This window comes from Streptomyces paromomycinus, from assembly GCF_003865155.1.
GTDB lineage: Bacteria > Actinomycetota > Actinomycetes > Streptomycetales > Streptomycetaceae > Streptomyces > Streptomyces chrestomyceticus.
In genome coordinates, this window is record NZ_BHZD01000001.1 from 1 (window position 1) to 23,538 (window position 23,538).

The following is a 23,538-nucleotide window of genomic DNA, read 5'->3' on the forward strand; positions in this document are numbered from 1 at the left end:
GGTAGTCGGCGAGGAGCACCGCTTCGCGCACGATGTGTACCGGGATTTCGCCACCGCCCGGCGGTTGCTGCTGGACGACGGCCTCGTGCTGCTGAACCGGCAGGGGCCTCGATGGGCCGTGCACGCAGCCCGCATCTTCTGCCAGGCTCGGCTCGGGCCGGGGCATGCCACGCCGTTGCCGATGCGCTGGCTTGAGGTGCGTACCACCTTCCGGCAGCTGGCGGATCTGCACGGCTCGCGCTGGGAGGAGATCCCGTGGGAGGCGGTCCTGGCTGCCGGTTGGTGTGGGGAGGTCCTGACCGCACTGACCGAGCAGCTGCTGCAGGAGCCGGAGCTGCTGGCGCAGCTGGTGCGCTGTGCGGGGCGTTTTGCTGACGACGCGCTCAGCGGTGTGCTGGTGACGGCACCGGTCGTGCACTGGCTGGTGGAGAACTCCTCGATGTTCCTCGGCCCGCAAGATGGTGCGGTCGAGCAGTTGGTCCTGACATGGCTGCGCGGTGTTGCCGGGCAGGAGACCTGCGGGGCGGACATCACCGCCTGGCGAAGCATCCGGAGGACGTTGTGGGACGCCATGCTGCGTGCGGCTCCTGCCTTCCCCTCCGGGTCATTCATCGAGGCCTTGGCGCTCCTGGGCGAGGACCGCGATGAGGCAGCCGTCGCCGTGCTGCGCGAACTGGCCCGGCAGCGGCCGCACGCCCTGCTGCCCGCCGTCGAGCGCGTGGATGCGGCCTGCTCCCTGGCGGCGGACGCCCCCGACCTCCTGGTGGAACTGGCCTTGGCCTACTACGTACCGCAACCGGCTCGGAAGAGACACGCGTTGCGAGACGGAGTGCGGCGACACGAGTACCTCGGCCCTTTGGCACGGGGGCAGGCGGCTTGGTACCGGGGGCCGTTCTTCCCGTTGCTGCAGGCCGCGCCGCGGCACGCCCTGATGGTGATCAGAGCGCTGTTGGCTGCAGCATTCAAGGAAACGGAGGATGTGGGCGGGCCGCCGTTCGAGGTCCGCGGGGACCTTCTGGGGACCGGGGTGCGGACCTATCCCGGCAACGCCGGGGCGTGGGGCTGGTACCGGGGAACGTTGACCGGGCCACAGCCGTGCATGAGTGCTCTCATGGCACTCGATCGGTGGCTGGAGAGTCATATAGAGGGCGGCTTGCTGTCTGTAGGACAAGCGGCGCGGGTGGTTGTGGGGCAGGTGGGCACCGTGGCCGGGGCGGGCATGGCCTACGGGCTGCTGGCACGCCACCGGGAGAAGGTCACCGACGAACTGGACGCCTTCTTGGCTCTCCCGGTGGTGTGGCAGCTGGAGAACACCCGCGTAGTGGCAAGCCAGACCCTGGGCCGGAGGGGGGCGAGCACGGATGTGCCGCCGACGCGCGTAGCCATGGATCTGGTGATCGCCGCCACGCAGCGCAAGGACAAGACCGCGCTGGCCCGGTTGAAGAGCGTGGCGGAAACGTTGCGCGCGGCCGACGGCGGTCCCGACCGGGCGGCGACCGGGAACTGGGCCAATCACCTGGACTGGGAATGCTACGCGTGGGAGCGCGCGGGTGACCAGGTGAGGGTGGAGGTGCGGCCGTCACCGGACACTGCGCGTGAGCTGGCGCAGCGGCGAGCCCGCTCGGCGGGCCCGATGCTGCGGTATGAGCTGTTGAACCGGTACGCCTCGGGTCTCCGCGGACCGCACCGCATCCTGATGCCGCAGGCCGCGGACATCGATCAGCTGAATGCTGATCTTGTGAAGGCGCGGGGTCTTGCTGACAGCGAGCACGGTGACGTGGAGGGCGCGTGTGCTGTGGCCTTGGCCGTCGTGGTGGCTGCAGCGCACGGATGTCCGGTCTCGGCCGAGGATGTGCGCTGGTCGCTGACGCTGCTGACCACTGCTGCGGCGTCTGCGCCGGAGGTGTCTGAGGAGGCGCATGAGGCCGTTGTGCCGTGGGATGCTCGCGGTCTGGCTGCGCTCGCCCTGCCTCTGTCTCTGCTGCCAGCGGTGTCCGCTGCGCAACCGGCACTGCTTCAAAAGTGGCAGCTGGAACGGGTGGGTGAGGCGGTGCTGGGCTGCGCCGTCCACCCTGTCCATGAGATACGCGACCATCTTATCGAGGGGCTGCGTCCACTGTGGTCCAGCGTCTGCGCCGGGGAGGGGGTGCGGTGCCCTCATGCGGTGGCCTGGGAGGCTGTCGAGGCCGGGATGAGTCTGGTGCTGCAGGAGGCCAATCATCTTCTGCGCGCTCAGCAGTCGCCGCGCCCGCCGGTGCGCAGCTGTGAGGAGCTGACCGGTGAGGAGGGAGCCCTGGCGGCCTTGGGCACGGTGTTGCCGGCGGTGCTGGAGGCTGCTCGCACGCAGCACTGCCGCACGGCGCAGGCGCGCAGCGTGCGAACCCCGCTGCTGGAGGCCTACGCACGCACCGCGTGCGCCTGGGCCGAGGGGCACTATGACCGCCGGGCGGAGGACCACGGTGCGGTGGCCGCGGCCCTGCTGCGGGCGGCCTCCGACGAGCCCGAGGTCGTGACCGGCCTGGCCGATCAGCTCACTGATGCGGCGCAGGCACTCGGGCATCTGCTGCGGGGGATGAAGATGGCGGCGACGTACGAGCCGGAGCTCATCCCTTCCCTGGCCGCACTCTGGCCGCACCTGATGGCGTCGGTGCTGACCCTGCCGGCTCGCGCTCATGACGGTGACCGTGCCGGACGGATGGCGCAGGAGTTCCTGGCGGATGAGCTGGTCCCCAACCCCACCGTGTCGGTGGCCGATCCGGATGCGGATGGGACGCTGCTCCGGATCCGCGGGCAGTGGCCGGCAATGGCCCCGCTGGCGGCTGAGCTCGATGCCTGGACCGTGCACGAGGCCGGAGCCGGCAGCCGGTTTGGCGCGGACAACCTCATCAGTCTGCTGAAGACCCGGCCGCTGCATGAGCAGCTCGATTTGGGGCTGCGGTGGGTGCGCCAGCGCGCGCTGAACGACCAGGGCGTCATCACCGCGCCCGGGTTCTCGCTGCCGGAGTGGCTGCGCGAGCTGCATCCCCTGCTCACTCCGGCCGCACGACCGCACCACCAGGCTCTCGTGGACGGCCTGGCCCTGGCCGGGCACCCCCAGGCACGGGCACTGCAGCAACTGGACGAATGACCCGCGGGGCCGCCTGCGGCACCGCGGCCTGGTGTCTGTCGGCCGCGGACGCTGCCGAGCTCCGTCTACGGTGCATGGCCCGGGACACAAGGAGTCTTTGAGGTGAGCGAGACGAACGAGCCGCCGGCCGCGGAAGGGGACGCCACGACAGCCGGCGGTGCGACGAGGCAGACCAATAACGCGTCTTCCGGCGGCTCGGTCTACGCCGCGCTGTACGGAGACGTGATCGTTAATCCCCCTCCTCCGCCCGGCGCCGCACCGGCGCGCTGGCTGACCCCCTCCGCGGCGTACGACACCCTTGCCCCGCACGGCCGTCAGCACCGATGGGCGCTGCGGGGGCGTGAGGACGTTCTGGCGCAGCTGACGGAGTTCGCATCGGCAGACAGCTCCCCGGGGGGTTTCGGGGTCCTGGTGGGCCCGGCCGGTCAGGGCAAGAGCCGTCTGCTGCAGGAGCTGGCGGAAACCGTCGAGGCCGGCGGGCGAGGAGCCGTCCGGGTGCTGGGCCCCGGGCACACGGAACCGGCTGCCGCGGCCCAGTTGCCGGCGGAATCCCGGCTGCTGGTGCTCATCGAGGATGCCCACCAACGTGCCGAATACCTGGCAGGGGTTCTTCGCGACATCCGGCAGGAGCGCCCCGGGGCACGGGTACTCCTCTCGATCCAGCCCTCGGGCTGGGCGCTGCTGAGGAATGCCTTCCGTCAGGTCGGCGTGGACCACAGTCAGGTACCGGCATGGGAACTGCAAGAACTCACCCCGCGGGCCGCCACCGAGCTCGCCGCAGAGGTTCTCGGCGCCTCCCATGCGCACCTGGCCCGCCGACTTGCCGCTGCGGTCGGCGACTGCCCGCTGCTGTTGGTCTTCAGCGCCGTCCGGATCGCCGACGGCCGGCTCGACCCCGGCAGGCTGGAAAGCGACGTCCACCTGCACCAGGAGCTACGGGACGCATTCGTCGGGGAGGCTCTGGCCGGCTCCCCCGCACCGGACACCGACCGGGGCCTGCTGCACGCGGTCGCGGCACTGCAGCCGCTCCGCCTGGCCGAACAGGGTTTCCTCGACCTCCTGGCCGACCTCCTGGACACCGGGCACGCCCAGCTGCGGGCTCAGCTGGAGCGGCTGATCCGCTGCGGGGTGCTGACGCGTCGGGGCACCTCTGTGCGCATCCTGCCCGATCTCCTGGGCGATGTGCTGCTGGCCGAGGTGGCACTCGATCCGGTCACCGGGGCCTCCACCGGCTACCTCGAGCAGATCCTGGCCCGCGGCGCCGGCGTGCCTGTGGTGCACGCACTGGTCAACACCAGCCGGCTGGACTGGCAGTGGAGCCATCTGCGCTCCGGGGGCCGCTCACCGGTGGAGGAACTCTGGCAGGCGGTGACGGATGCCTACGCGCACAGCGGTCTCGCCGAGCGGCACCGCCTGCTGGGCATAGCCGAGCAGATCGCCCCCTACCAGCCCAGGCGGGTGCTGAGGTTGGTGCAGGCGGCGATGGACGGCGCTCGCGCCGGCGGTGAACATCCGCTGGAGTGCCTCGCGCCGGTCCTGGCCGGCGTCGCCCTCGACCCCGCCCACCTGGGCGAAGCCATGGAGCTGCTGTGGCTGTTGGGAAAGGATGATCTCCGGCCGCTGGCGCAGCATCCCGATGCCCCGCTGCGCGTGCTCAGCGACCTTGCCTCCTACGCGCCGGGGAAACCGCTGCTGTACCAGCATGCGATGGTCGATGCGGTGGCCCGCTGGGCGCAGCAGGGACCGGTGCGGAGCACGGACCGGATGCCGTTCGCCTTGCTCGATGCTCTGTTCGCCTCGGAGGCGATGCAAGCACGGAGCGAGGACGGCCATACGCTGACCCTCTGCCGGCTGCCGGTGGCCTATGACTGGGTTGCGCCGATCATGCAGCAGGCCTACGAGGTGCTGCTGGATGCGTACGGCGCAGCGGATGCGGTACGAGCCGGTGCCGCGGCGCGGAGTATGGAGGTGGTCCTTCGTTCCCTGTCGGAGCGTGATGCGCAGGTGCAGGTGGAGGCGCTGGATGCCTTGGCCGAACGCACCGGGCAGGTACAGCCGGGTCCGCTGGTGGCGTTGGCGGTGCGTCGGGCAGTGCACTGGCACGAGCAGTACGGCTCGCCGGCAACCGCCGCGGCGGCCCGCGCCGTGGTGGAGGCGCTGCCCGACTCGGTGACGCACCGGCTGGCGGTGTGGGTGTACAGCGACTGGTACGACTGGCTCGAGTCTGCTGAGGAGGGCGATACGCAGAAGGCACAAGCCCACTGGTTCGGCCAGCTGGACCGGGTGGTTGCCGACCTCGGTGTTCTTCCCGAGGACGCCGTCTGGGGAATGCTGCGGGACCTGCTGACCGATGGGGCTCAGGTCTTCCCCGACTCCCCGCCCGCATCGGCGGCACTGGTGGAGGCCTTGACGCGGGTCCGGCCCTCTTTCGCGGCTGTCCTGGTGCGGGAGGCCGCCGCGTGCGGCGACCTGCTCACGCTTGGTCTGGTGGCGCCAGCGCTGGCGGCGCTGTGGTCGGCAGATACCGGCACCGCCCGCGAGGCGGCTGAGAAGCTGGCGAGTGCCGGCAGTGCCGCAGGGGCACGCGCCGTCGTGCAGGCCGGCCGGGCACGGCTGATCACCGGCGAGAGTCTCCACCCTGACGAGTACGCCCTGGCCCGTCAACTGGCCGCACACGCGGACGCGAGGGTGCGGGCGGAGGTGATGGACCTGGCCATCACCATGCTGCGGCACACTGCGCCACGGGAGCAGGCGATCGCGCTGCTATGTTCTGTGGCGTTTGCGGACGTGGCCTTCGGTGCTGCAGCGTTCGGTTGGGCCTTCGTGGGCCCGCGCGCGTTGTCGTGGGCGGAGCTCACCCCGCCGCAGCGCGCGTTCTGCCAGGGCGAGCTGGTCGGCACGGCAACCTTGCGCGATCATCGTGCGCAGAGGGCGCTGGCCGCCTTGTCCGACACGCATGCCGACGAAGCGCTGACGGTCCTGATGCAGCGGGTGGAGGCCTGGGAAGAAGAACTGTGTCCGGGGTATGAGCCGCTGCCCTACCGGTGGAGCGCCCCTCTCGCCTTCGGTCGCAGTCCTGGCCGGGCAGAGCTGCTGCGTCGGCTGCAGCAGTGGCTGGCGGCCGACCGTAGGCATCCCTGGCGTCGCGAACTGTACGGTGGAGTGCTGTTCGCCAGCGTCGCAGGCGAGGCCTTCGACGCCGAGGTGAAGGCAGTGATAGCCGACGCTGTCCGCAGTGGTGACGAACAGCAAGTCTCCGGCGTCACGCCTCTCCTGGCCCACGCCCCACAGGGGCTGGTCTGGGAGGAACCCCAGTTCGTCGCCGACCTCCTGATCGCCGCCGCGCGACACTCCCGGGACCTCTACAACAAGGTGGGCAGCAGCCTGTTCAGCTCGGTCACCACCGGGATGAAGACAACCTCTCCCGGCCAGCCCTACCCACGTGATCTGGACCTGCGGGAAAAAGCCGCGCAGGTCCGCGCGACGCTGCCGCCTGGCTCCCCGCACGAACGGCTGTACGCCGCCTTGGAAGAGCACGCGGACCGGGAGATCAGCAGGGCGCTTACCGAGGACCTCTACACCGACCTCCGCCGCCAATGGTGAGAGCCGTAGTGGCGTGTGCGTCGCCAAGGACTCGTCCACTCTCGTGTTCCGTTTCCGCAGCCGGTGGTGCACACGCGGTTCACGCAGGGATCAGGGAGTGGCCCAGCACCAGCCGGTATGCAGCTTCCGGACAGCACCCACGCGCAACGGCTGCACGCCGCGGTGCGACGCCACGAACCGGTCGCAACGGCGTTCAGCAGGCACCGGACGTACGCCTTTCTGGGACCGCACCCCGCCTCCGCACGGGAAGTTGGGGCGCACGGGAGCGCGGCCTCGGCCAAGCTCCTGCACGGCATCGGGACTCCGGTCGGATCGGTCGCTGGGCCGTCGGTCGCTGGCTCCCAGCGACCGAAGGGACTTCACTCCACCCTCAACTCGAACGGGTATCGGGGTGGTCGCCGACGAGGAGCGCTCCACAAGGCGAAAGGAGGCTCCCTGGCCTGCCGCTCGGGCGCATGGCAAGTGCTCGATGTGGCAGCCGGATCACATGATTATGCTGTGCCGTGGAGGACGGCGCGTGAATCCCGATCATTACGTTAAAGAGCAGGCCATGGCGCTGACGCGACGCAACGGCCGACCCTATGCGGTGAACCTGGCTCAGGTGCTGCGTGAGCGGGGTGGGGAGTGCTCGGCTTCGCAGACGCAGGCAGGGCCGTACTCAACGGGCGGGGGCGGGACCGTACTTGAGCACCGCTTCGGAGCCGTACTGCTCTCGCACCTGCTCACCCGCACGCCGGTGCCCGCCCTGGGAGATCACATCACGCCCACCCAGGTCCGCTTCCAGGCCCGCAACGTCAGCCGGGTCGATGACATCCTGGTGCGTGGGGTGAGCCCCACCGGTGCCGAGCACGTGTTGTCCATTGGTGTGCGGCGTCATCCCCGTCTGGTGCCCAGTGAGATCAGCTCGGTGCAGCTCCTCGACGCCTACCTCGACATCGTCATCCGCCGGTGGGCGCTGCTGCAAAGCGGACGCTGGCGGCTGGCGCTGGCCGTCGTGCCGGCCTGCCGGCCTGCCCACCAGCTCGCTGACCTGGCCACGGCGGCGATCGCCGCAGGAAATCCGGCTGCCTTCCGCTCCCGCATGGCCCAGCGCGGGTACGCGAATGCCGGGATGCGCAACCGTCTGGAACAACTGGATGCCCTTGTCCGGACGGCCCTCGGCGCTCACCGCCCCTCTCAGCCCCTCCCGGCGCCCTCCACGCTCACCTGGCGTCTGCTGAGCAGACTCTGGTCGAACTGCGCCTGGAGGGCGTCGACCGGTCCGACCGAACGACGGCGGTCGGACACCTGCAGCAGCTCACCCCGCATCATCTCGCCGCCGAAGCAGACGCCCTGTTCTCCCGCCTCACGGAGCTGGTGGGCAGCTACGCACCCAGCGGGGCGGAAATCGATCTGCCCGCCCTCGCCGCCGACCTGCACGGTCTGCCCTGTTTCGCAGCACCGCCCGGCACCACGACGCCCATCGTGCCGGCGCAGGCCGGCCCCCGCGAGCCCGCCGCCACCAGGCCCGAGGGTCGCAAGGCCCCCGTCAGGAAGGCCGGCCCTTCCCCCACATTGCTGTGGAAGGCACGCACCCTCAGCAGGCAGGCCCGGCAGCCGCTGATGTGCCAGGACACCCTCCTGATACGCGACGGCTACTGGCTGCTCGCCTTCGACGCACCCTCCGGCCGCCCACTGTGGCGGCAGCAGACCGCCTTCGATGCCGTCCCTGTACTCGGTGCCGGCACGGTCTTCGTCGCCGACCAGAAGCAACGCATTCTCCCCCTGGACCTGCGCGGCGGGAGGAAGCGCCAGACGCTGACCGTCCGCATGTGCGACGGTGCAGGCGTCGTCGACCGGGGAACCCTGTTCGCGGCGACACCGCACGAGCAGCTCCTGGCGGTCGACATCGCCTCCCGCGTGGTGCTGTGGAAGCAGCCGGTGAGCGGCGTACCGGTCGGCGCGCCGCGTATTCAGGCAGACGCGATGTTCTTGCAGACCAGCCCCACAGCCGGCGCGGACGCCGGTGCAATGGCAGAACACTGCCTGTGGTCGTTCGGTACCGACGGCCGCATGCGGTGGGTGTTCACAGCAAAGGAGCAGATGCTGGGATACAGGATTGTCGACGGGCACGGTGTATACGTCGTTGCCCAGCTCCGGCCCGGCACGAGCCAGCTCACAGCGCTGGACACCGACGGCTCGGTCCGTTGGCAGTACGACATCGACGGTGACCTGGCGGGTCCGCCGACGTCGGCGCGCGGGATGCTCTACCTCACCACCACCGCGGGTGAGGTGATGGGGTGGGAGGCAGATACGGGGCGGCAGCTGTGGCACCGGCGGGTGGGCCGAAGCGCCGTCACGACCGCCCAGGTCTTCGATGACATCGTCTACCTCGCTCTCTGGCAGCCCCGCAGCTTCGCTGCACTCGATGCCTGCACCGGTGACCTCGTGTGGCAGCGGAGAAACATGGCGGGCTCCTTCACCTCACAGCCGTTCACCGCCGGTGGCGTTGTCTTCGCCAGCCACCGCGCCGGAGCACTGCACGGCTGGGACATGCGCAGCCGGAAGGAAGTCTGGCAAGCCGATCTGTCATGGGAGGAATCCGTACATGGCCAGCCGCTGGTCGTCGACGGAAAGCTGTATGTGACGAGCAGCAGCGGCGAGGTTTCCGCATGGGCGCTCGCCAGCCGGCCCGGCACTTCGGGTGGTGCAAGAGACGCCTAGAGCGCACCTGCACCTCCTGGACGCCTCGTGCTGTGGCCCGGCCCACCACCAGAACTCCGATCGACTCTGCATGTCCATCCGAGCCGCGATCCACATCCTGCGGTGGATTCAACCACTCGCAACTATGGGGAAGGGGTGTCGGGCTGTGCGGCCGCCGCGTCCAGGGTCTTCTGCCGGATGGTGAGTTCCTTCGTGCACTTTTTCACCGGGTCCTCGGTGAGGCCTTGATCAGTTACCTGGTAACGGTAAAAGGCTCGTCCCGATCCCGGCTGGCCCGGGTCAGCCGATCCCAGACGTTGGCGTGCAGATCGTTCTCACTCGCGGGGCGAGCGAATCGGATCAGCCCGAATTCGCGCAGCCGTTGGCGGCCGTCCTCCCAGGCGTCGCGGCGGAGCCCGAAGTCCTCCAAACGGGCCTTCCCGTAGAGGTAGCCCCCGGATGCGGCGTGCGTGGTGCGGGCCCATTGGCTCAGCCCTCACAGGATGAGCCAGGTGGCGACCTCCGAGGGGTTGAGCACCTGGATCCAGCCGTTCAGGAAGAAGTGCGCGGGGATGGTGATCGTTGCGGCGGACCAGTGGCCCGCGGCGGAAGTACACGATCGCAGTCCGCACGCACGTTCAACCAACGTTTTGCTCGCCCACGCCGTCATCGGCTGCACCTTCATCTGCCATCGGTGCATCACCCATGAAATGCCTGGACATCAAGTAGGCAGTGATGTCAGTCGAGCCAGTCCGGGGGGATGAGAGCGTTGCGGTTGCCGTCACTGTCGGGGCGCCAGTTGCCGATGACGGCATCCTGGAACCAGTCCTCGGCCAGGTTGGCGTGATCGCAGACGATGATCTGGAGCGCTCCCCGGTTGAGTTGTACGACGTCGTTGAGGAGTTGGAAGTAGGCGGTGACCGTGGCCCAGTCGGCGTCCTGAACCGTTGAGGCATCGCGGGGTTTCTCGGGGAAGAACGCCTGGGTGGGCTGGTCCAGCATGAGGAAACCGGGGACGGGCCGGTTGTTGCGGCGTAGGTAGGTGTGGAGAGCAAGGTGGGCGACCAGGTGGTAGCCGATGTGGTTTTTGGCGCTGCCGATCCGCGTGAGGGGAAGACGTCCGGCAGGTCGCCTGAGGACGACGTTGAGCAGTTTGAGGCTGATGCCTACTTCGGTGGCGTCTGCTGCACCTCCGAGCTGGAGGTGCTTGGCCCAGGCGGTCATGCCGACGGCGATGTCGGCGAGCCGGCGTTCGGTCTCGGCGGTGACGTCGTCCTCGTCGACGAGTTGTTCCAGTGTGGCGACGTGTTCCTGGGCCAGGGCAAGGTCATTGCGCAGCCGGGCGATGTCGCTGTCCGTTCCGGTGCGGGTGAGCGCTTCGGCGATCCGGCCTTGGATGTGGGCGACGCGCAGGTTCTGTTCCTGCAGGTTGCGCATGCGCTCGTCGTTGGCGAGGAGTTCTCTGAGCTGGGCTCCATTCAGCCTGAGGCGTTCGGTGACGGCGTCGCGTTCGGCCTGGAGGGCGCGGCGGTGTTCGTCGCGGACGGGCTGGAGGGTCTGTGCTTGGGCGAGTTCCTGCGCGAGGTGGCCGGTCAGCTCGGAGAGGTCCTGTGCGGAGGGGTCGGGGTCTTCCAGGGGCTGGGTGCACATGGGACAGATGCTGGTGTCGTGCTCGCGCTCGGGGCCGAGGAGTTCGAGCGTTTTGAGGCGGTCGAGCTGGAGGTGGAGTTCGCCGGTGAAGGCGCGGCCCTGCTGTTGCCAGCGGTCGACCGCGGCGAGGGCTTCGTCGAAATCCTGCAGCTGTTTGCGCAGAAGGCGGCGTTCGTCGTTGAGTACCTGGCGTCGGTCGCGCAGATTCAGCGGTGTTGCCGTCTGGGGTGCGGCGGCCAAGGCCTGGTGCATGAGGTCGATGACCTGGGCGGTGTCGGGGGCTGCGGGTACGGCGGGAAGGAGGCCTTCGTTCTCCGCCAGGCGGACGAGTGCGAGGCCGTTTGCATCCATGGTCTGCTGCTGGCGCAGGGCGTCGTCGAGCTTGCGCTGTGCTGCGCGTTGGGTCCGCTGTGCTGCGCCGAGGCGGTGGCGGCGCAGGGCTTGTTCGGGGCCGGCGGATCCGAGGAAGTAGGGCAGGGTGTCTTTGAGGGCCTGGGCCATGCCGGGCTCGGTCTGGCGGTGGAACAGCGCGGTCTGGTCGGCGATTTCGTTCTGGTTCTGAAAGCAGAGCAGGGCTGCCTGGGCGATGGAGACGTCGAAGGGTTTGCGTCCTGCTCCGGCGGGGGGCTGGAAGTGGAAGTCCTCGATGCCCAGGCGGGCACTGAGGTCGCTGCGCAGGGCCGCGACGTTGGAGTTGTTGACGAGCTCGTGGGCTTGGGGGATGTCCAGGCTGTCATCGCCGGTGCGGGTGAACGCGTGATGGGTGGAGGCGCCGGTCGGGCGGGGCCGGGCCAGGACCATGCGCGAGTGGTCGGCGAAGGTGACCAGGAGGGCGTACCAGTTGACGGTCTGGTCGATCAGGTCGTCGGGCAGGTTGGGGTCCCGGCGTCCGAGGCAGTAGTCAACGATGCTGAGGACTTCGGACTTCCCCGTCTCCGACTCGCCGGTGAGGATGTTGAGCGCCCCGGGGCGGAACCGCAGGACCCTGGGGGGCTTTGTGCCGTCTCGGTGGTAGAGGGCCAGGGCGAGCAGTTGCATGGCGGTTTCGGGGCTCCTTGTGCGAGGGCGGGTCAGGGTCGGACACCGAGAGCGGTGAAGGCTCGGGTGGGGTCGGTCACTGCGAGCCAGCGGCCGACAAGTGCTGCTGCTCGGACACAGTCGGCGACTTCGACGCCGGGGGCGGCGGAGGCCGGCTTGGGGCTGCGGGGGCAGACCAGTCCGGAGGCGGTGATGTCTATGGCGTTGTGGCGCATGGCTGTGCGCAGGCTGGCGCGCGTGTATCCGGTCAGGGCTGCGGCGCGTTCGGCGAAGGCGGCCTGGAGACGAGGGTGGTCGTGCGCCCAGGCCGTCAGCGTGACAGTGGACTTGGTCGGCAGGGAGCTGCGGGTATCTACCGGAAGCACGAAGGGCAGGATCAGGAAGACGCTGGGCCAGGGCAGCGGCCTGTTCGCCTTCTTCACGGCCGCGTTGATGCCGCTGGCCAGGAGATAGGCGCCGAAGGCCGGGTTGAACAGCGCCTGCGCTTCGGACACATTGCGGTGGGAGCCCGTCGTCACTGTTCCTGCGTTTCATTGCGGCGCCGGCAGAGGCGGTCGTAGTCGGGGTGCCAGCCCAAGGCCCGATCGGGGCCTGCGGTGTCGGCCTGGTCGGACAACCCATGGATGCTTCCCTTGGCGACCCACGGTGCCGTGGCGCTGCCCGGGCGGGGCGGGGTGTCGGCGACCCTGTCCATGGTGTCGTCCAGGATGTCCTGGCCGATGGCCTGTCGGTCCTCTTCATCCATTTCGTCGCGGACTCGGCGGGTGCGGCGGCGGAAGGTTGTCTCCCACTCGTAGTGGAGTTCGCCTTCGTACTCCTCAAGCCGTTCCGGGGTGATCTTGAAGGTGCGGAGCCATTCGGATCGCTGTGCGCGTGCGTGGTGGTAGTCCCGCAGATGCATTGCCACCTCGGAATCGGGCAGCCCGACCCAGCGCATCTGGGTGACAACCAGGCGGTCCGTGTAGCCGGCGATCTCCGCCTGGGTCAGGTTGCGCAGTGTCTCCGTGATCGGGAGGTTCTTGCCGGCGTACCGGTCGGTGACCTCATCCCGGCGGCACATGAGTTGCTGGGCGCTGACGGAGGGGAGCATGCGTTGTGGGTTCTTGCGTTCCAGCAACCTGACGGCCATGCCGTACCACCACCCTTTGATCTCGTCGAGGGCGGCCTGAGCGTGGTCGCTTGGCGTGATCCCCAGTTCTTTGGCCAGCTTAGAGTCGAGGTCTGACATCACAGGGGCGCCGTCGTTGACGGTGATGGCGCTGACCAGCTGATGGCGCTGTGCGGGAGTCAGCTTCAGGTACAGGGCGCGGTCCTTGGCCGTGGTGTCGGGCCCGTCCTCGTCCTTGGCGACCTCTTCCATCCGTACCAGCGCCTTGCTGATATCTCTGTCGGCCCCGGAGCGCAGCTGGTGCAGGAAGGTGCTCTCGGGGGCGATCTGGGTCGAGACCAGGCGCAGGAGGGGCGTCGACGTGCCCGGGGTGCCGGAGAGGACTTTCAAAGCGTCGATCCATGAGGCGATGGAACGCCAGAAGTCCTTGCCGGTCTCGCTCAGCGGGCCTGCTGCTTCACGGTGTTTGGACTGCAGCAGCTCGCGCGGTGTGGTCTCCTGCGGGTCCAGGAACTCGATGTCATCGAGGAGTTCCATGCGGACCTCGATGTCGGCGTCGTGCCAACTGTGCCGGGCTAGTTCCAGCAGGGCCAGTTCGCACTGGTAGAGGTACCCGGTCATCTGCCCTGCCGCCGAATGCGACCCTGCTTGCGCCACGTTCCCCACTACTGATCATGCTTGCCCGAGCGGCGCAAGCCCACCCCTACGGTCGGTCAACCGGCAGGAGGACACAGGCTTGGGAAGGCTCCCTTGCTTCGCAAGACCCCCTCGCCGGTCCCCACCGGACAAAGTAGCACCGATCACTCCTACCTCAGTCGTCCCCCTGAAAACCGTGCGTAGCCGATTGCCGGTGCAACCGATGGTGGGTGCGCACACTTGCAGGTCGAACTTGACCGGTGCCTCGCTGGTGCGAGCCAACTTCGATGACGCATCACTGCGGGACGCACGCCTTGACGAGGCGAATCTCGTCAAGGCCTCGCTCTGTGACGTCGACGCCTCTGGCGCGAGCTGGCGTGGCACACAGATCATGGGGGCCTCTCTCCTGGACGTGGACCTCCGCGGTGCGGACTTGACGAACGCAGTCGTGAAAGAGAATTCCTTCAAAGTCAGGGTCGACGCGAACACGATCTTCAACGGATTCTCAGGAACGATTTTCGGCCCGATCGAAGTGGTATCTGAAAACGGAACGCAGGAAGTCGGCGGTGACGACCTCGAGCGCTTCATCCAGAGGCAGGGCGGCAACATCCGAGTGCTCCCACGTGGCGAAGCACGCTGATCATTGACCCTCCGGCGACCGGCACGGCGCGGCCCTCCGCCCGCGCCCTGCCGTGCCGCATGGGGACGTGACCTGTGGCGCAGCCTCGTGGCCGTCAGCCTCGGCTCCCACCGCGCCAAGGGCGACTGGGGCGCCACCTACGCCTACGCCACCAACTGGGTCGCCGGCCAGCTCCGCTGGCAGCTCGCCGCCGACCGCGCCGAGGCCAAGGCTCTGCGCGGCATCGTCAAGAGCTGCCCGAGCGCGCTCGTTCGGTACACGCCAGCCCCCGTAGATCAGCAGAGATCAAGCCCGTCACCGGCCCCGCGGTGGCGGGCGCAGTGCACGCCTAGGGCAGGCTGCCGGCGGGGTGGTTGTTGATCCAGGACAGGCCGCCCAGGTCCAGGTGGTGGCGGGCACGGGTAACGGCGACGTAGGCCAGGCGGGCTTCGCCGTCGTCGATCGGGCCGGGAATCGGGCGGCCGGCCGCGTCGGTTTCCTCGGTGTCCTCCGGCGGGGTGAAGTCCTCCGCGATGCGGACACAGGACCATTCGCGGCCCTTGGCCTTGTGCGCGGTGGAGACCGTCACCTCCGCCTGCTCCTCGGGAACGATGCGGGCGATGGCCGTCAGGAGGGCCTCGGTGCCGTGGGTGTCGACCAGGTCGACCAGGGGGGCAAGGTCGCGGCCGGCCGGGTCGTGGGCAGCGTAGTCCTGCACCTCGCCCCAGCAGGTGAACAGCACCAGCTCTGGATGGCCCGTGCGACGCCCTTCTTTGAGGTCGCGGGCCGCCAGGACCAGGGCGCGCAGGCTCTCTCCTCCCCCGACCAGGCCGACACGCTGGCCGGTGGCCAGGAGGTCCATGACGGTAGCCATGGCGCCGATGTTCGTACGGCACAGCACCGCATCCGACCGCTGAACCGGCCCGATTTCGGTGGGCACCGCCTCGGAGCCGGTCAGGCGGATCGGGGCATCGGCGACGGCCAGCCACCGGTTGGCCTCGGCGGCCAGCGCCGGGCCGAAGCGGAAAGAGCGGGAGAGGGCCAGGGCAGTGCCGACGAAGCCGGTCATGACATCGCGGGCGCCGCGCCAGTGGTAGATGGCCTGGGCGGAGTCGCCGACCATCACCAGTTGGGCATGCCCGCGTTGATCGGTGAAGAGCTGCTCCACCACCGGATTGGTGTCCTGGGCCTCGTCCAGCAGGAGGTACTCGGCAGTGGTCTTGGGACGGGTGAGGGCCCAGATTTTCAGGTAGTGGTCGTGGTCGAAGCGGACCACGCCGCCCTCGGGGTGCTGCAGATCGCTCCAGGCCCGGCAGGCGAACGGCACGACCGCCTCGGCGAACTCGGTGTAGTGCTCGTCGTCTTCCAGGCCGCGCAGGCGGGGGACGTGGTGGGGGTGCAGGCGGTCGTCAGCGGAGTGGCAGAAGCGGGTGACGGTGCGCAGGGTGGTGTTGGACAGGGTACGGGTGCTGATCTCCCGGTCGCCGATGCGCAGGGGTTTGGTGATGCCGAGGGCCTGGCCGGTGCGCCAGCTGGGCTGCCGGGGGCCATTCAGGCGTCGGGCGTAGCGGTGGCCGAGAGCGGCGTAGGCCATGGCGTGGGCGGTCTTGCACACCACCGTCTTGGGGAAGCGGGTGGCGGCCTCGCGGGCGATGGCGCGGTTGTAGGCCAGGTAACGGCCGCGGCGGCCGGTGGCCTTCGCCAGCAGGGCCAGGGTGGTGGTCTTGCCGGTACCGGCACCGGCCTGGAGGACAAGCTGGTCTCCGGCGCGGAAGGCGTCGGCGGCGGCGGTCTGTTCATCGGTGGGATTCAGCACAAGATGGTCCAGGGGGACGGGCCGACGCTGGGTCTACGGGCGGGCCTGCGGCGGCATGGTGATGTCGCGCAGCGGTGTCGGCGGAATGAGAAACGCACGGCTGGCGCGGGGGGGCGCGTTCAGCGCGGGCGGCGGATGGTGTTCGGCAGGCGGGTGTGGATGTGCTCGTGGTGCAGGAGCGGGTCGAAGACCTCCCAGTCGGGCAGGGCGACGTCCGCGGCTCCGGGGGCAGCGGCATGGGCGGGGCAGCGCTGGGCGCGCCAGCGCAGCTGTTCGCCGTAGGGCAGGTGGCTGAGGCTGTAGACGGCCATGGTCCGGTGCGGCAGGGCAAGCTGGCCTCGGGCGGAGCCGGTGGGCAGGAGGGTCCAGGTACCGGGGAAGGCGGGGGCAAGGACGGGGAGGGCGCAGCGGCGGCGGTGGCGTGTCTGGGCGACGCAGCGGATGGCGTCGACCGGCTGGGCGGCTAGGTAGCGGATGCCCAAGAGCTGGAGGACGGGCCGGTCCGGACGGCAGGGCGCTGCGGGCGTGGTGGGCGGCGTCGTGGCACGGTGCGGGGTGAAGGTGCCGGTATCGATCAGGCGGCGAGTGCGCAGGGCCAGTTGGCGACGGAGGTCTTCCACGTGCGGGGTCAGGCCGGTGGTGGCGGTTCGGTGGGGGCAGAGCACCGCGTGCGGGATGCGGCACCAGGCGGATCCGTCGCCGCGGTAAGCGGTGCACAGCTCAGATGCCAGTGGCAGGAGGGGGGAATGGCGGCGGTGGGGGTTTCGGCCGGGTGCAGGGCGATGGGCCGGTGAGAGGCATCACTGCGCGGGTACCACTCCAAGCGGTTGCCGCACGCGCGGCAGCGGCTGCTCTGCCCGGCCCGCAGCAGGCGGCTGGGACTGGTCGGGGCAACGCGTAGCGAGCGGCGGCGGGCGGGGTGGCGGGGGCTGCCGTCCCAGTGGCGGCCGCTGGCGGGAGTGGCGGGGTGCATGACGGGGACCGTGCCAGCCGCCACGCCGGGGGCGCGGGACGGCGTCGGGCAGGTCGCACGGACAGCCCAAAGGTCCGGGACACACGTGCGAGGGCATGATGCCCGTTCGGCGGCGGCTCGTCGGTTCGGGTGATGCTCGCGCGGCGGGCCCGGTGGCGCCGAGGCGGGGTCAGGCCGAGGGCTCCGTGGGTGGGGTGTGCCCCTCGCAGAGGGTGCCCAGCAGCTGGTCGAAGGAGATGCCGAAGGCGTGGGCGAGGGCGTGCCAGGTAGTGACGGAGCCGGTGGTGCGGCCGTGTTCGAGGTCGATGAGGGTGCGGCGGGACAGGCCGCTGCGCTCGGCGAGCTCATCGAAGGTCCAGCCCCGCTCGTTCCTCAGCCGCGCCAGCTGCACACGCAGGGCGCCGAGGTTGGGGTCGGGCGGGAAGATCGTCACCGTCCCATCCGACGGTGCAGAACCCTGCCCTGTCAGTGCAGACCTCTGCACTATCGGAAGCAGTCGACGGCACCTCTGCGGCACTCTGCGGAAGTGCAAGGGTCTGCACTACGGTGCGGCCGACCTCCGCCCCGACAACCCGGGCGCGAGGACCCCAGCAGATCGAACAGGAGGACACCGGGCCCGATGAGGCTCTCCCCCACCCACGCCGCGGCGCGGCGCATCTGGACCGTGGAACTCAGCCCCCAGCCCGGCGGCCCGGCGCTGGCCTGCTCCCGGTGCCGCCACCAGCCGCACCCGGTGGCGGCCGTGTCGGCACGGGCGGCTGCCTTGGCCCACCTGGCGCGGCATGCCCGCGAGGACTCCGTACCGGAGCATCTGCGCACCTGCCAGTGCCGCACGCGGGGCTGCCGCTGGCACCCCCGCCACCGCGGCTGCACCGGAGCTGTCCTGCTGGTCCTCGCTCGCGACCGCGGCGGGCGCCGATGGCGGCTGGCCGATACCTGCGCCGCCTGCGCGGCCGCCACCGATCGGGCAGCGGTCGTCCCCGACACCCTGCTCACCGCTCCCCCGGCGCGGTGCATCCGGGCCCGGCCCCGGACGTCCCGCGCACCGGGGCCCAAGGAACGGGCCCGGGTGCGGGAGATGCTCACCTACCTCGCTGCCGCGCTGCCCCGCTTCCCCTCCCCTACCGCCCGCCTGCTCGCCCTGCAGTGCACACTGCGTGCCGACGCCAGCGGCCAAGTCCGCCTACCCAGCGGCCTGCTGCGCGGCATGCGCCTGGCCGGATATGCGGCCCCCTGGCACGAACTGGTGCACGCCGGCTGGCTGCACTGCTCCTTCTCCGGCACCCGGGGAGCACACGGCGGGGTGACGGCGCAGTTGCTGGACGCCGGCGTTCTTGCCGAGATCCCCGCTCGCGGTGTCCGGGCCCGTGCCGCCCACTGGGCCTTGCACCCGGCTCCGTTCGGCGCCACGCGGGAGGCACCGCCTGCGCTGCAGCTGACCGCTGGTGCTGGCCACGCACACCGCGGGACAGGCGGGAAGCGTGGAGGCGGAGCCGCTCACCCGCCTGTGCGGGCTCTCCCTCACCCAGGTCGAAGACCTCCTCGACCGCCTCCTGCACGCGGACGTGTTGGCGGGCTGGCATCACGGCGCAGAAGCAGGTGAACTGCGCTGGCGCCTCTCACGGAACAGGCTGGAGGCCGAGTGAGGGTCTCCGGCCCGGGCGAGGGCAGGTGGTGGGCCGGAAGGCGAAGGAGCCGGGCGCTCGTCACGTCGGGCACGCCCCGCGTCTCCCGCCGCACCTGCGGCATCGGAACAACCGGCCCAAATCGTCCGCATGGTCTCCATCACACCTGAACGCCTGATACTGGAGAAGAGCGAGCCGGTGATCATGCCCAAGGTTGCACCCGAACGGGCCGACTAGAGCCCATGCTTCGGTCTGTCCGAGCCGCGAGGAAGCCCCGTACCGTCAGGAAACATTCCGCGAGGACGCTCCGGCGATCTTGAATCTGACGGAGATGGACGACACCGACGCGAACCGACTTGTCGACTTTGCGTCCGGTCTCGTCTTCGGCCTTCACGAGGGCATTGAGCGGGTGACGCAGAAGGTGTTCCTGTTGCCTGCTGCTAACGTCGAATCACGGAGAACGACGACTCTTCCCTTGCCGGGAGCGTGAGTTCGCTGGGGCCCCTGCCGCTGCACGGGGTTCTCAGGGGGCTCATGAAACCCCGGAGAGGAGAGAGACGATGCCCGGCCCCGACCAGCACGACAGCAGTCCGGTCGACCGGGAGCCCCGTAGCAGACTCGGTCGGGTCGGTCAGTTTCTGGCGCTGGTGACAGCGCTGGCGATCGACCTGACGATCAGGCACCTGTTCGGCGCCTGAGACGAGCACGGCCCCGGCGGTAGGACGCCAGGGCCGTGAGGCTGCGGGGTTTCTCCCGAGCGGGTGGGCCCTGTCTGTCGTTGTCGCGTCGGCAGGGCCTTCCTGTGCACCAGCCTAAGCCCCGACACCCCGCCAGCCGATACCACGACGCCGCCCCTGCCTCCCCCAGGCGCCCGAATCCCGTGGGTGAGGTCACCCCTCACAGTGCAGGGACGGCCGTGACCAGCCGTTCGCCACAGCCGGCGTGCTGCCCTGACTGTGAGCGGGATCTCCGTACAGGTTGACGGTCCGAGCGAAGGTCCCAGGGCCTTTGAGGGCCAACGGATCAGTCCACGGCCGGCCTCGCCCAGTGCCCGGACACCGCACTCCCATCGGGCGTGCTCGGCCGCGTGGAGGACGGTGAGAACGGCGGCGGTCTGGGGGGCCGCCCGCGTCTAGCGGGCGTGATCTGCGCTCCATCAGGCAGCGTGCCCTGCCCGCGCCTTTGGCGCGTTGGCCGGGCGATTCGCCGCGGGCCGGCGGGAGAGACGCACGGGTCCAGCCCCACCCGAAAAGCCCGCTGAGCTGATGGACTGCGCTCACTCACTCTCTTCGTCACCCTTCTTGGCCAAGACCAGAACCCCCAGGCTCGCCACACCCGCCACGCCTGCCACGCTCGCTGCGGCGAGCGCTCTGCCCCCTGCCTCCGCGGCCGCGGTCTTCAATTGCCGCGGGTCCCGGGCAGCGTCCCACCATCGCGTCGCCTCCAGTGCACGACGCCCGCACTCGATCCCGAGCGGCCTGTGGAAGTCATCGACGGCAATCCCGACACGGTTGATCGAGCCCACGACAGCCCGGGACGTGGTCGAGTGCAGCAGCACCTTCGAGTTGGCCGTGCCGGCAGCCGCATCCAGACGGGCCATCAGGTGCTCAGTCTCCCGCGAAATGCGCTCGCGCCGGTCCTGCCGGACAGCATTCAGCGCGAGGCGATGGCCGTCCAGTTCGTCCGGAGACGCGTCCAGCACCCGGTCCAGTCGCAGCACGTCGATCGCGTCCTGCAGTTCGAAGCAACGAGCCAGAACGGCAAGCATTTTCCGGGCCTCCGGCTCTGCCGCCTCGGCCACCTTGGCGAGATCACCGATCGTGGTCTTGCTCTCCGCCCTCTCCGCGAGTGCGTGGAGTTGCAGCAATGCCCACGCCAGGGCATCTGTGATCGTATGGGTCCTGTTCTGCACCGTAGACCACGTGGTCTCGTCGACCCGTCCCGTCTGTTCGCGGACGGTCATGGCGGCCTGGATGTCGAGGCCCGCTGCGAGCACTCTCGCCAACTCAGCGTTGTTCTGAGTGCGGATCACGGCGTCGACCTTGCTGTCGATCGTGGCGAGATAGCGCTTGATCTCGTTCATTTCATGTTGCCTCGCCAGCTGCGCCATGAGTCCTGCGGCACCAGCAAGCATCGCCGGGTTGGTCAGAAACGCTCCGGACCCCTTCACGATTTCGACGAATCCGCCGATCTGCCCCTTGTTCCCTTTGATCACACCTGTGCTGAGGCCCGTCCTTGAGCTTTCCCTCAGCCCGAACTTCTTGACGGCCGCCGCGGACTCCTCGGTCAGCTTCACCCAGCGACCTGAGTGGGCGGCCATCTCAGAACCTGCCCGGGCGACTGCGGCCGCGGCTCTGAGGACGGGCCCGAGCCCCGGCAGTCCGAGATCCTCCGACAAGGAGAGCAGTCCCTTCGAGGCGAGGAAGCGCTCGACATCCCTCGGGTTGCCGATGACCGCAAGTCCGTCGCCGTCGCTGATCAGCTGAATCTCGTTATCCATTGCCCGCTCCTGTAGTGACTCCCATGGCGACGGTCTGGCCGGAGTGTCCGTCCGCGTCCAGCGGTCGCTGCGTCTCGCCGCGCTGTTTCCCGGCCTGGCAGGAGGCAGGGGCCTGGCTGCCGGACGTTCCCTCGCCCAGGAAGGTGTGTAGTCGGTCGGAGTTTTCCGGTGCCGGGATCTGGATCGCGGCGCCCCGCGGAGGGCGGCTGCTGCTCGACCGGGGCAGCAGCCGGCGGTCAGCTCGCGGCGTCGATGTCCGGCTCCCAGCCGTACGGGGCCCAGACGTGGACCGGCGGGCTGGTAATGGGGTGGAAGCGCAGGCCGCGCGGTCCGCCGGTGCCGCCTTCGGGCATGTCGATCAGCCAGCGCAGCACCTCGTCGGAGAGCAGGTCGGGGCGGGCCAGATCGCGCACCAGCGCCTCGGGGCCTTGGTAGTTGTAGGGCTGCGGCAGTGTGATCTGGCTGTGGAGGGCGTCGTCGACGATGCGCCGGCAGATGGCCTGCCAGCGGCCCTGGCCCCACCAGCTGTGGGTGTAGTCGGTGGAACCGCCGATCGTCAGCAGGGCCAGGGTGGTCTCGGGACCGAGCAGCTCGTCCTCCGCGCGCCGCCACTTGGCCAGTTGCGCCACGACGGTGGTGCGCACGTGCGGCCAGGAGATGCCGAAGAGGGAGGCGATGGTGGTGCCGTCGGGCAGGGCCCATTGCGGGTCGGTGAGGGCCTGCTCGATGGCGTCCCAGTCGACGCCCTCCACGGGGTTGATGTGCGGCTGGATCGCCTGGGTGACGGCGATGTTGACCCGGGCCATCAGGACGTCGGTGGCCAGGTGGTGTTCTTCCACCGCGGTGTCGTTGCGCCAGCACCAGGCCGCCACCCCCACAGCGGCGGCGTCGGGGACCACATCGGGCTGCACATGCCGGCCGCTGATGCTGACCACCCAGTTCAGGTAGGCGCTCAACCACGGGTGCTGGATGGCTTCCTTGAGCACCTTTTCCAGCGGCAGCTGCCGGTAGTCGGCGGCCGGCTCAAACAGCCGGCCCAGGCGGCGGGCGGCGAAATCCTGCTGAAGCTCCTCGGGGAGGGTATCGGCCGGGCGGGCCCGGGTGGCGTCCAGCAGGCCCAGCTCCCCCGCCCGCTCCGCAAGGCGGGCCTGTGCGGCCTCCGGGGTGTCGGCGGCCTGGAGGCGGACAGTCTCGCCCAGCACGGTGAAGGACTCAGGGAAGTCGCCGGTGACGTCCTCCCACGGCTGCAGCTCCAGGACCTGCTCGCCGGGCCGGTACTCCACGTTGAGGGCGGCATCACCGCGCCAGACGGTCTCGAACAGCAGCGGGCCGACGGTGGCGTCCCACTCGCTGTCCCAGCCTTCCGGCAGCGCCCAGCCCGCCCACTCCAGTGGGGCGAGCATCTCGTGCAGTTCTGTGGCGTAGGTGCTCCACTGGTCATCGCTGGGCGGGGCCGGTGCGGCCGGGGCGGTGTCCCGTGCCGCGGCCGGTGCTTCCCGCAGGCGCGCGGCTTCCCGTGCGTTGCCCTCCCGCTCCTCGCGGCGGCACCGCGCGCACAGGTAGCGGTATTCGTCACCGTAGAAGCCCGAGTAGCGGGTCAGGGCGCGCTGTTTCCGGCAGTCTCGGCAGGGACCGTGGGCCTTCTTGGGCCACCAGAAGTACCACAGGCCCTCATAGTCCTCCGACGCAGGCACCACGCCCCGCTCCACCAGCGCCAGCGCCAACGCCCCCAGTGTGCCCTCGTGCCGGACAGAGGACCCGGCGGCATGCAAGGCGTCGTGCGCGGCGAGCAGTTCCTCGTCAGTGATCCCCTCACCCGTCCCCTTGGCCCGTCGCAGGGCCTGCAGAGCGGCAGCAAGGGGGACAAGGCCGGGGGTCTCCGGCTGCCGGGCGTGGCTGTCGCGTGCGAGGAGGGCTCTGGCCTGCTCGAGATCGTCCGGAGAGGGCGAGAGGTCGGTCATGTGTTCATATTAGGGATGCTCGCTGACACATGCGGGTTGTTGAGGGTACGTCTTATCGCTCCTCTTCCGCCTCGCGCGGGTCGCGCAGTGGGACCCGCGCCGCAGATCTATAGGGCGGAGCCGATCGTCGGGAAGCATCACGGCGATCCAGGCCGCCCCTCGCATCGCGTGCGGCCCGGAGCTTCCCTAGCCCTGCGTAG

At 69.7% G+C, this 23,538-nt stretch carries 17 protein-coding genes and 2 pseudogenes; 7 read left to right on the forward strand and 12 right to left on the reverse strand.

The features are described 5' to 3' along the window. Both OEIGOIKO_RS41270 and OEIGOIKO_RS00005 read left to right on the forward strand, forming a co-directional pair. Positions 1–3,127 (forward strand): hypothetical protein (locus OEIGOIKO_RS41270; RefSeq protein ID WP_170251436.1); only part of this gene is annotated, 3,127 nt, incomplete at its 5' end. Between the two features lie 102 nt (positions 3,128–3,229). Further along, on the forward strand, positions 3,230–6,730 hold the full coding sequence (locus OEIGOIKO_RS00005) for an ATP-binding protein (protein WP_125050569.1): 3,501 nt from the start codon (positions 3,230–3,232) through the stop codon (positions 6,728–6,730). Positions 6,731–7,388: 658 nt separating this feature from the next. On the opposite strand, the gene OEIGOIKO_RS00010 is transcribed toward OEIGOIKO_RS00005, so the two are convergent. Together OEIGOIKO_RS00010 and OEIGOIKO_RS41275 are read right to left on the reverse strand one after the other, a co-directional pair. After that, complete coding sequence (locus OEIGOIKO_RS00010; protein ID WP_125050571.1) at positions 7,389–7,898, reverse strand: hypothetical protein; 510 nt, start codon at positions 7,896–7,898, stop codon at positions 7,389–7,391. Positions 7,899–7,906: 8 nt separating this feature from the next. Next, positions 7,907–8,149, reverse strand: coding sequence for a hypothetical protein (locus OEIGOIKO_RS41275; protein ID WP_170251438.1), 243 nt, complete (start codon positions 8,147–8,149; stop codon positions 7,907–7,909). Positions 8,150–8,194: 45 nt separating this feature from the next. Here OEIGOIKO_RS41275 and OEIGOIKO_RS00015 point away from each other — a divergent pair, with 45 nt between their 5' ends. Next, positions 8,195–9,433, forward strand: a complete 1,239-nt coding sequence (locus OEIGOIKO_RS00015; RefSeq protein WP_170251440.1) for a PQQ-binding-like beta-propeller repeat protein — start codon at positions 8,195–8,197, stop codon at positions 9,431–9,433. 475 nt (positions 9,434–9,908) lie between these two features. Here the strand turns inward: OEIGOIKO_RS00015 and OEIGOIKO_RS00020 are convergent, their stop codons facing one another. Genes OEIGOIKO_RS00020 through OEIGOIKO_RS00035 form a run of 4 tightly spaced genes read right to left on the reverse strand, consistent with a single transcriptional unit; the run spans position 9,909 to position 13,829 of the window. Next, positions 9,909–10,112, reverse strand: a complete 204-nt coding sequence (locus tag OEIGOIKO_RS00020) for a hypothetical protein (RefSeq protein ID WP_125050575.1) — start codon at positions 10,110–10,112, stop codon at positions 9,909–9,911. A gap of 38 nt (positions 10,113–10,150) precedes the next feature. Continuing rightward, a complete protein-coding gene (locus OEIGOIKO_RS00025; RefSeq protein WP_125050577.1) occupies positions 10,151–12,100 on the reverse strand; it encodes a DUF3732 domain-containing protein in 1,950 nt (649 codons plus the stop codon). 32 nt (positions 12,101–12,132) lie between these two features. Then, a complete protein-coding gene (locus OEIGOIKO_RS00030; RefSeq protein ID WP_125050579.1) occupies positions 12,133–12,618 on the reverse strand; it encodes a three component ABC system middle component in 486 nt (161 codons plus the stop codon). Then, complete coding sequence (locus OEIGOIKO_RS00035; protein WP_125050581.1) at positions 12,615–13,829, reverse strand: ABC-three component system protein; 1,215 nt, start codon at positions 13,827–13,829, stop codon at positions 12,615–12,617. Before OEIGOIKO_RS00035 ends, OEIGOIKO_RS00030 begins: the two co-directional genes overlap by 4 nt. A gap of 238 nt (positions 13,830–14,067) precedes the next feature. Here OEIGOIKO_RS00035 and OEIGOIKO_RS00040 point away from each other — a divergent pair, with 238 nt between their 5' ends. Continuing rightward, positions 14,068–14,484, forward strand: coding sequence for a pentapeptide repeat-containing protein (locus tag OEIGOIKO_RS00040; protein ID WP_125050583.1), 417 nt, complete (start codon positions 14,068–14,070; stop codon positions 14,482–14,484). Positions 14,485–14,812: 328 nt separating this feature from the next. On the opposite strand, the gene OEIGOIKO_RS00045 is transcribed toward OEIGOIKO_RS00040, so the two are convergent. From OEIGOIKO_RS00045 to OEIGOIKO_RS00055, 4 genes and pseudogenes are all read right to left on the reverse strand, one after another. Further along, entirely contained in the window at positions 14,813–16,276 is a 1,464-nt protein-coding gene (locus tag OEIGOIKO_RS00045; protein ID WP_125058358.1) for a UvrD-helicase domain-containing protein, read from the reverse strand. A gap of 122 nt (positions 16,277–16,398) precedes the next feature. Beyond that, positions 16,399–16,899, reverse strand: coding sequence for a hypothetical protein (locus tag OEIGOIKO_RS43715; protein WP_307721270.1), 501 nt, complete (start codon positions 16,897–16,899; stop codon positions 16,399–16,401). A 158-nt stretch (positions 16,900–17,057) separates the two neighbouring features. Next, positions 17,058–17,252, reverse strand: a pseudogene (locus OEIGOIKO_RS43720) (DUF6083 domain-containing protein); the annotation flags it as partial. Between the two features lie 169 nt (positions 17,253–17,421). Further along, the gene (locus OEIGOIKO_RS00055; RefSeq protein ID WP_125050585.1) at positions 17,422–17,685 is read right to left on the reverse strand and encodes a helix-turn-helix transcriptional regulator; all 264 of its coding nucleotides are present in this window, start codon (positions 17,683–17,685) and stop codon (positions 17,422–17,424) included. 1,012 nt (positions 17,686–18,697) lie between these two features. On the opposite strand from OEIGOIKO_RS00055, the gene OEIGOIKO_RS42410 reads away from it, so the two are divergent. From OEIGOIKO_RS42410 to OEIGOIKO_RS41280, 3 genes and pseudogenes are all read left to right on the forward strand, one after another. Beyond that, positions 18,698–18,898 carry a hypothetical protein gene (locus tag OEIGOIKO_RS42410; protein ID WP_246177085.1) on the forward strand — a complete coding sequence of 67 codons (201 nt, stop codon included), beginning with the start codon at positions 18,698–18,700 and terminating at the stop codon, positions 18,896–18,898. 93 nt (positions 18,899–18,991) lie between these two features. Beyond that, a pseudogene (locus OEIGOIKO_RS00065) lies at positions 18,992–19,367 on the forward strand (cell division protein SepF); the annotation flags it as partial. A gap of 70 nt (positions 19,368–19,437) precedes the next feature. Beyond that, a complete protein-coding gene (locus OEIGOIKO_RS41280) occupies positions 19,438–19,575 on the forward strand; it encodes a hypothetical protein (RefSeq protein ID WP_170251442.1) in 138 nt (45 codons plus the stop codon). 578 nt (positions 19,576–20,153) lie between these two features. On the opposite strand, the gene OEIGOIKO_RS00070 is transcribed toward OEIGOIKO_RS41280, so the two are convergent. Beyond that, the gene (locus OEIGOIKO_RS00070) at positions 20,154–21,377 is read right to left on the reverse strand and encodes a hypothetical protein (RefSeq protein ID WP_125050587.1); all 1,224 of its coding nucleotides are present in this window, start codon (positions 21,375–21,377) and stop codon (positions 20,154–20,156) included. A 236-nt stretch (positions 21,378–21,613) separates the two neighbouring features. Next, entirely contained in the window at positions 21,614–23,338 is a 1,725-nt protein-coding gene (locus tag OEIGOIKO_RS00075; protein ID WP_125050589.1) for a hypothetical protein, read from the reverse strand. Positions 23,339–23,538: the final 200 nt, after the last annotated feature.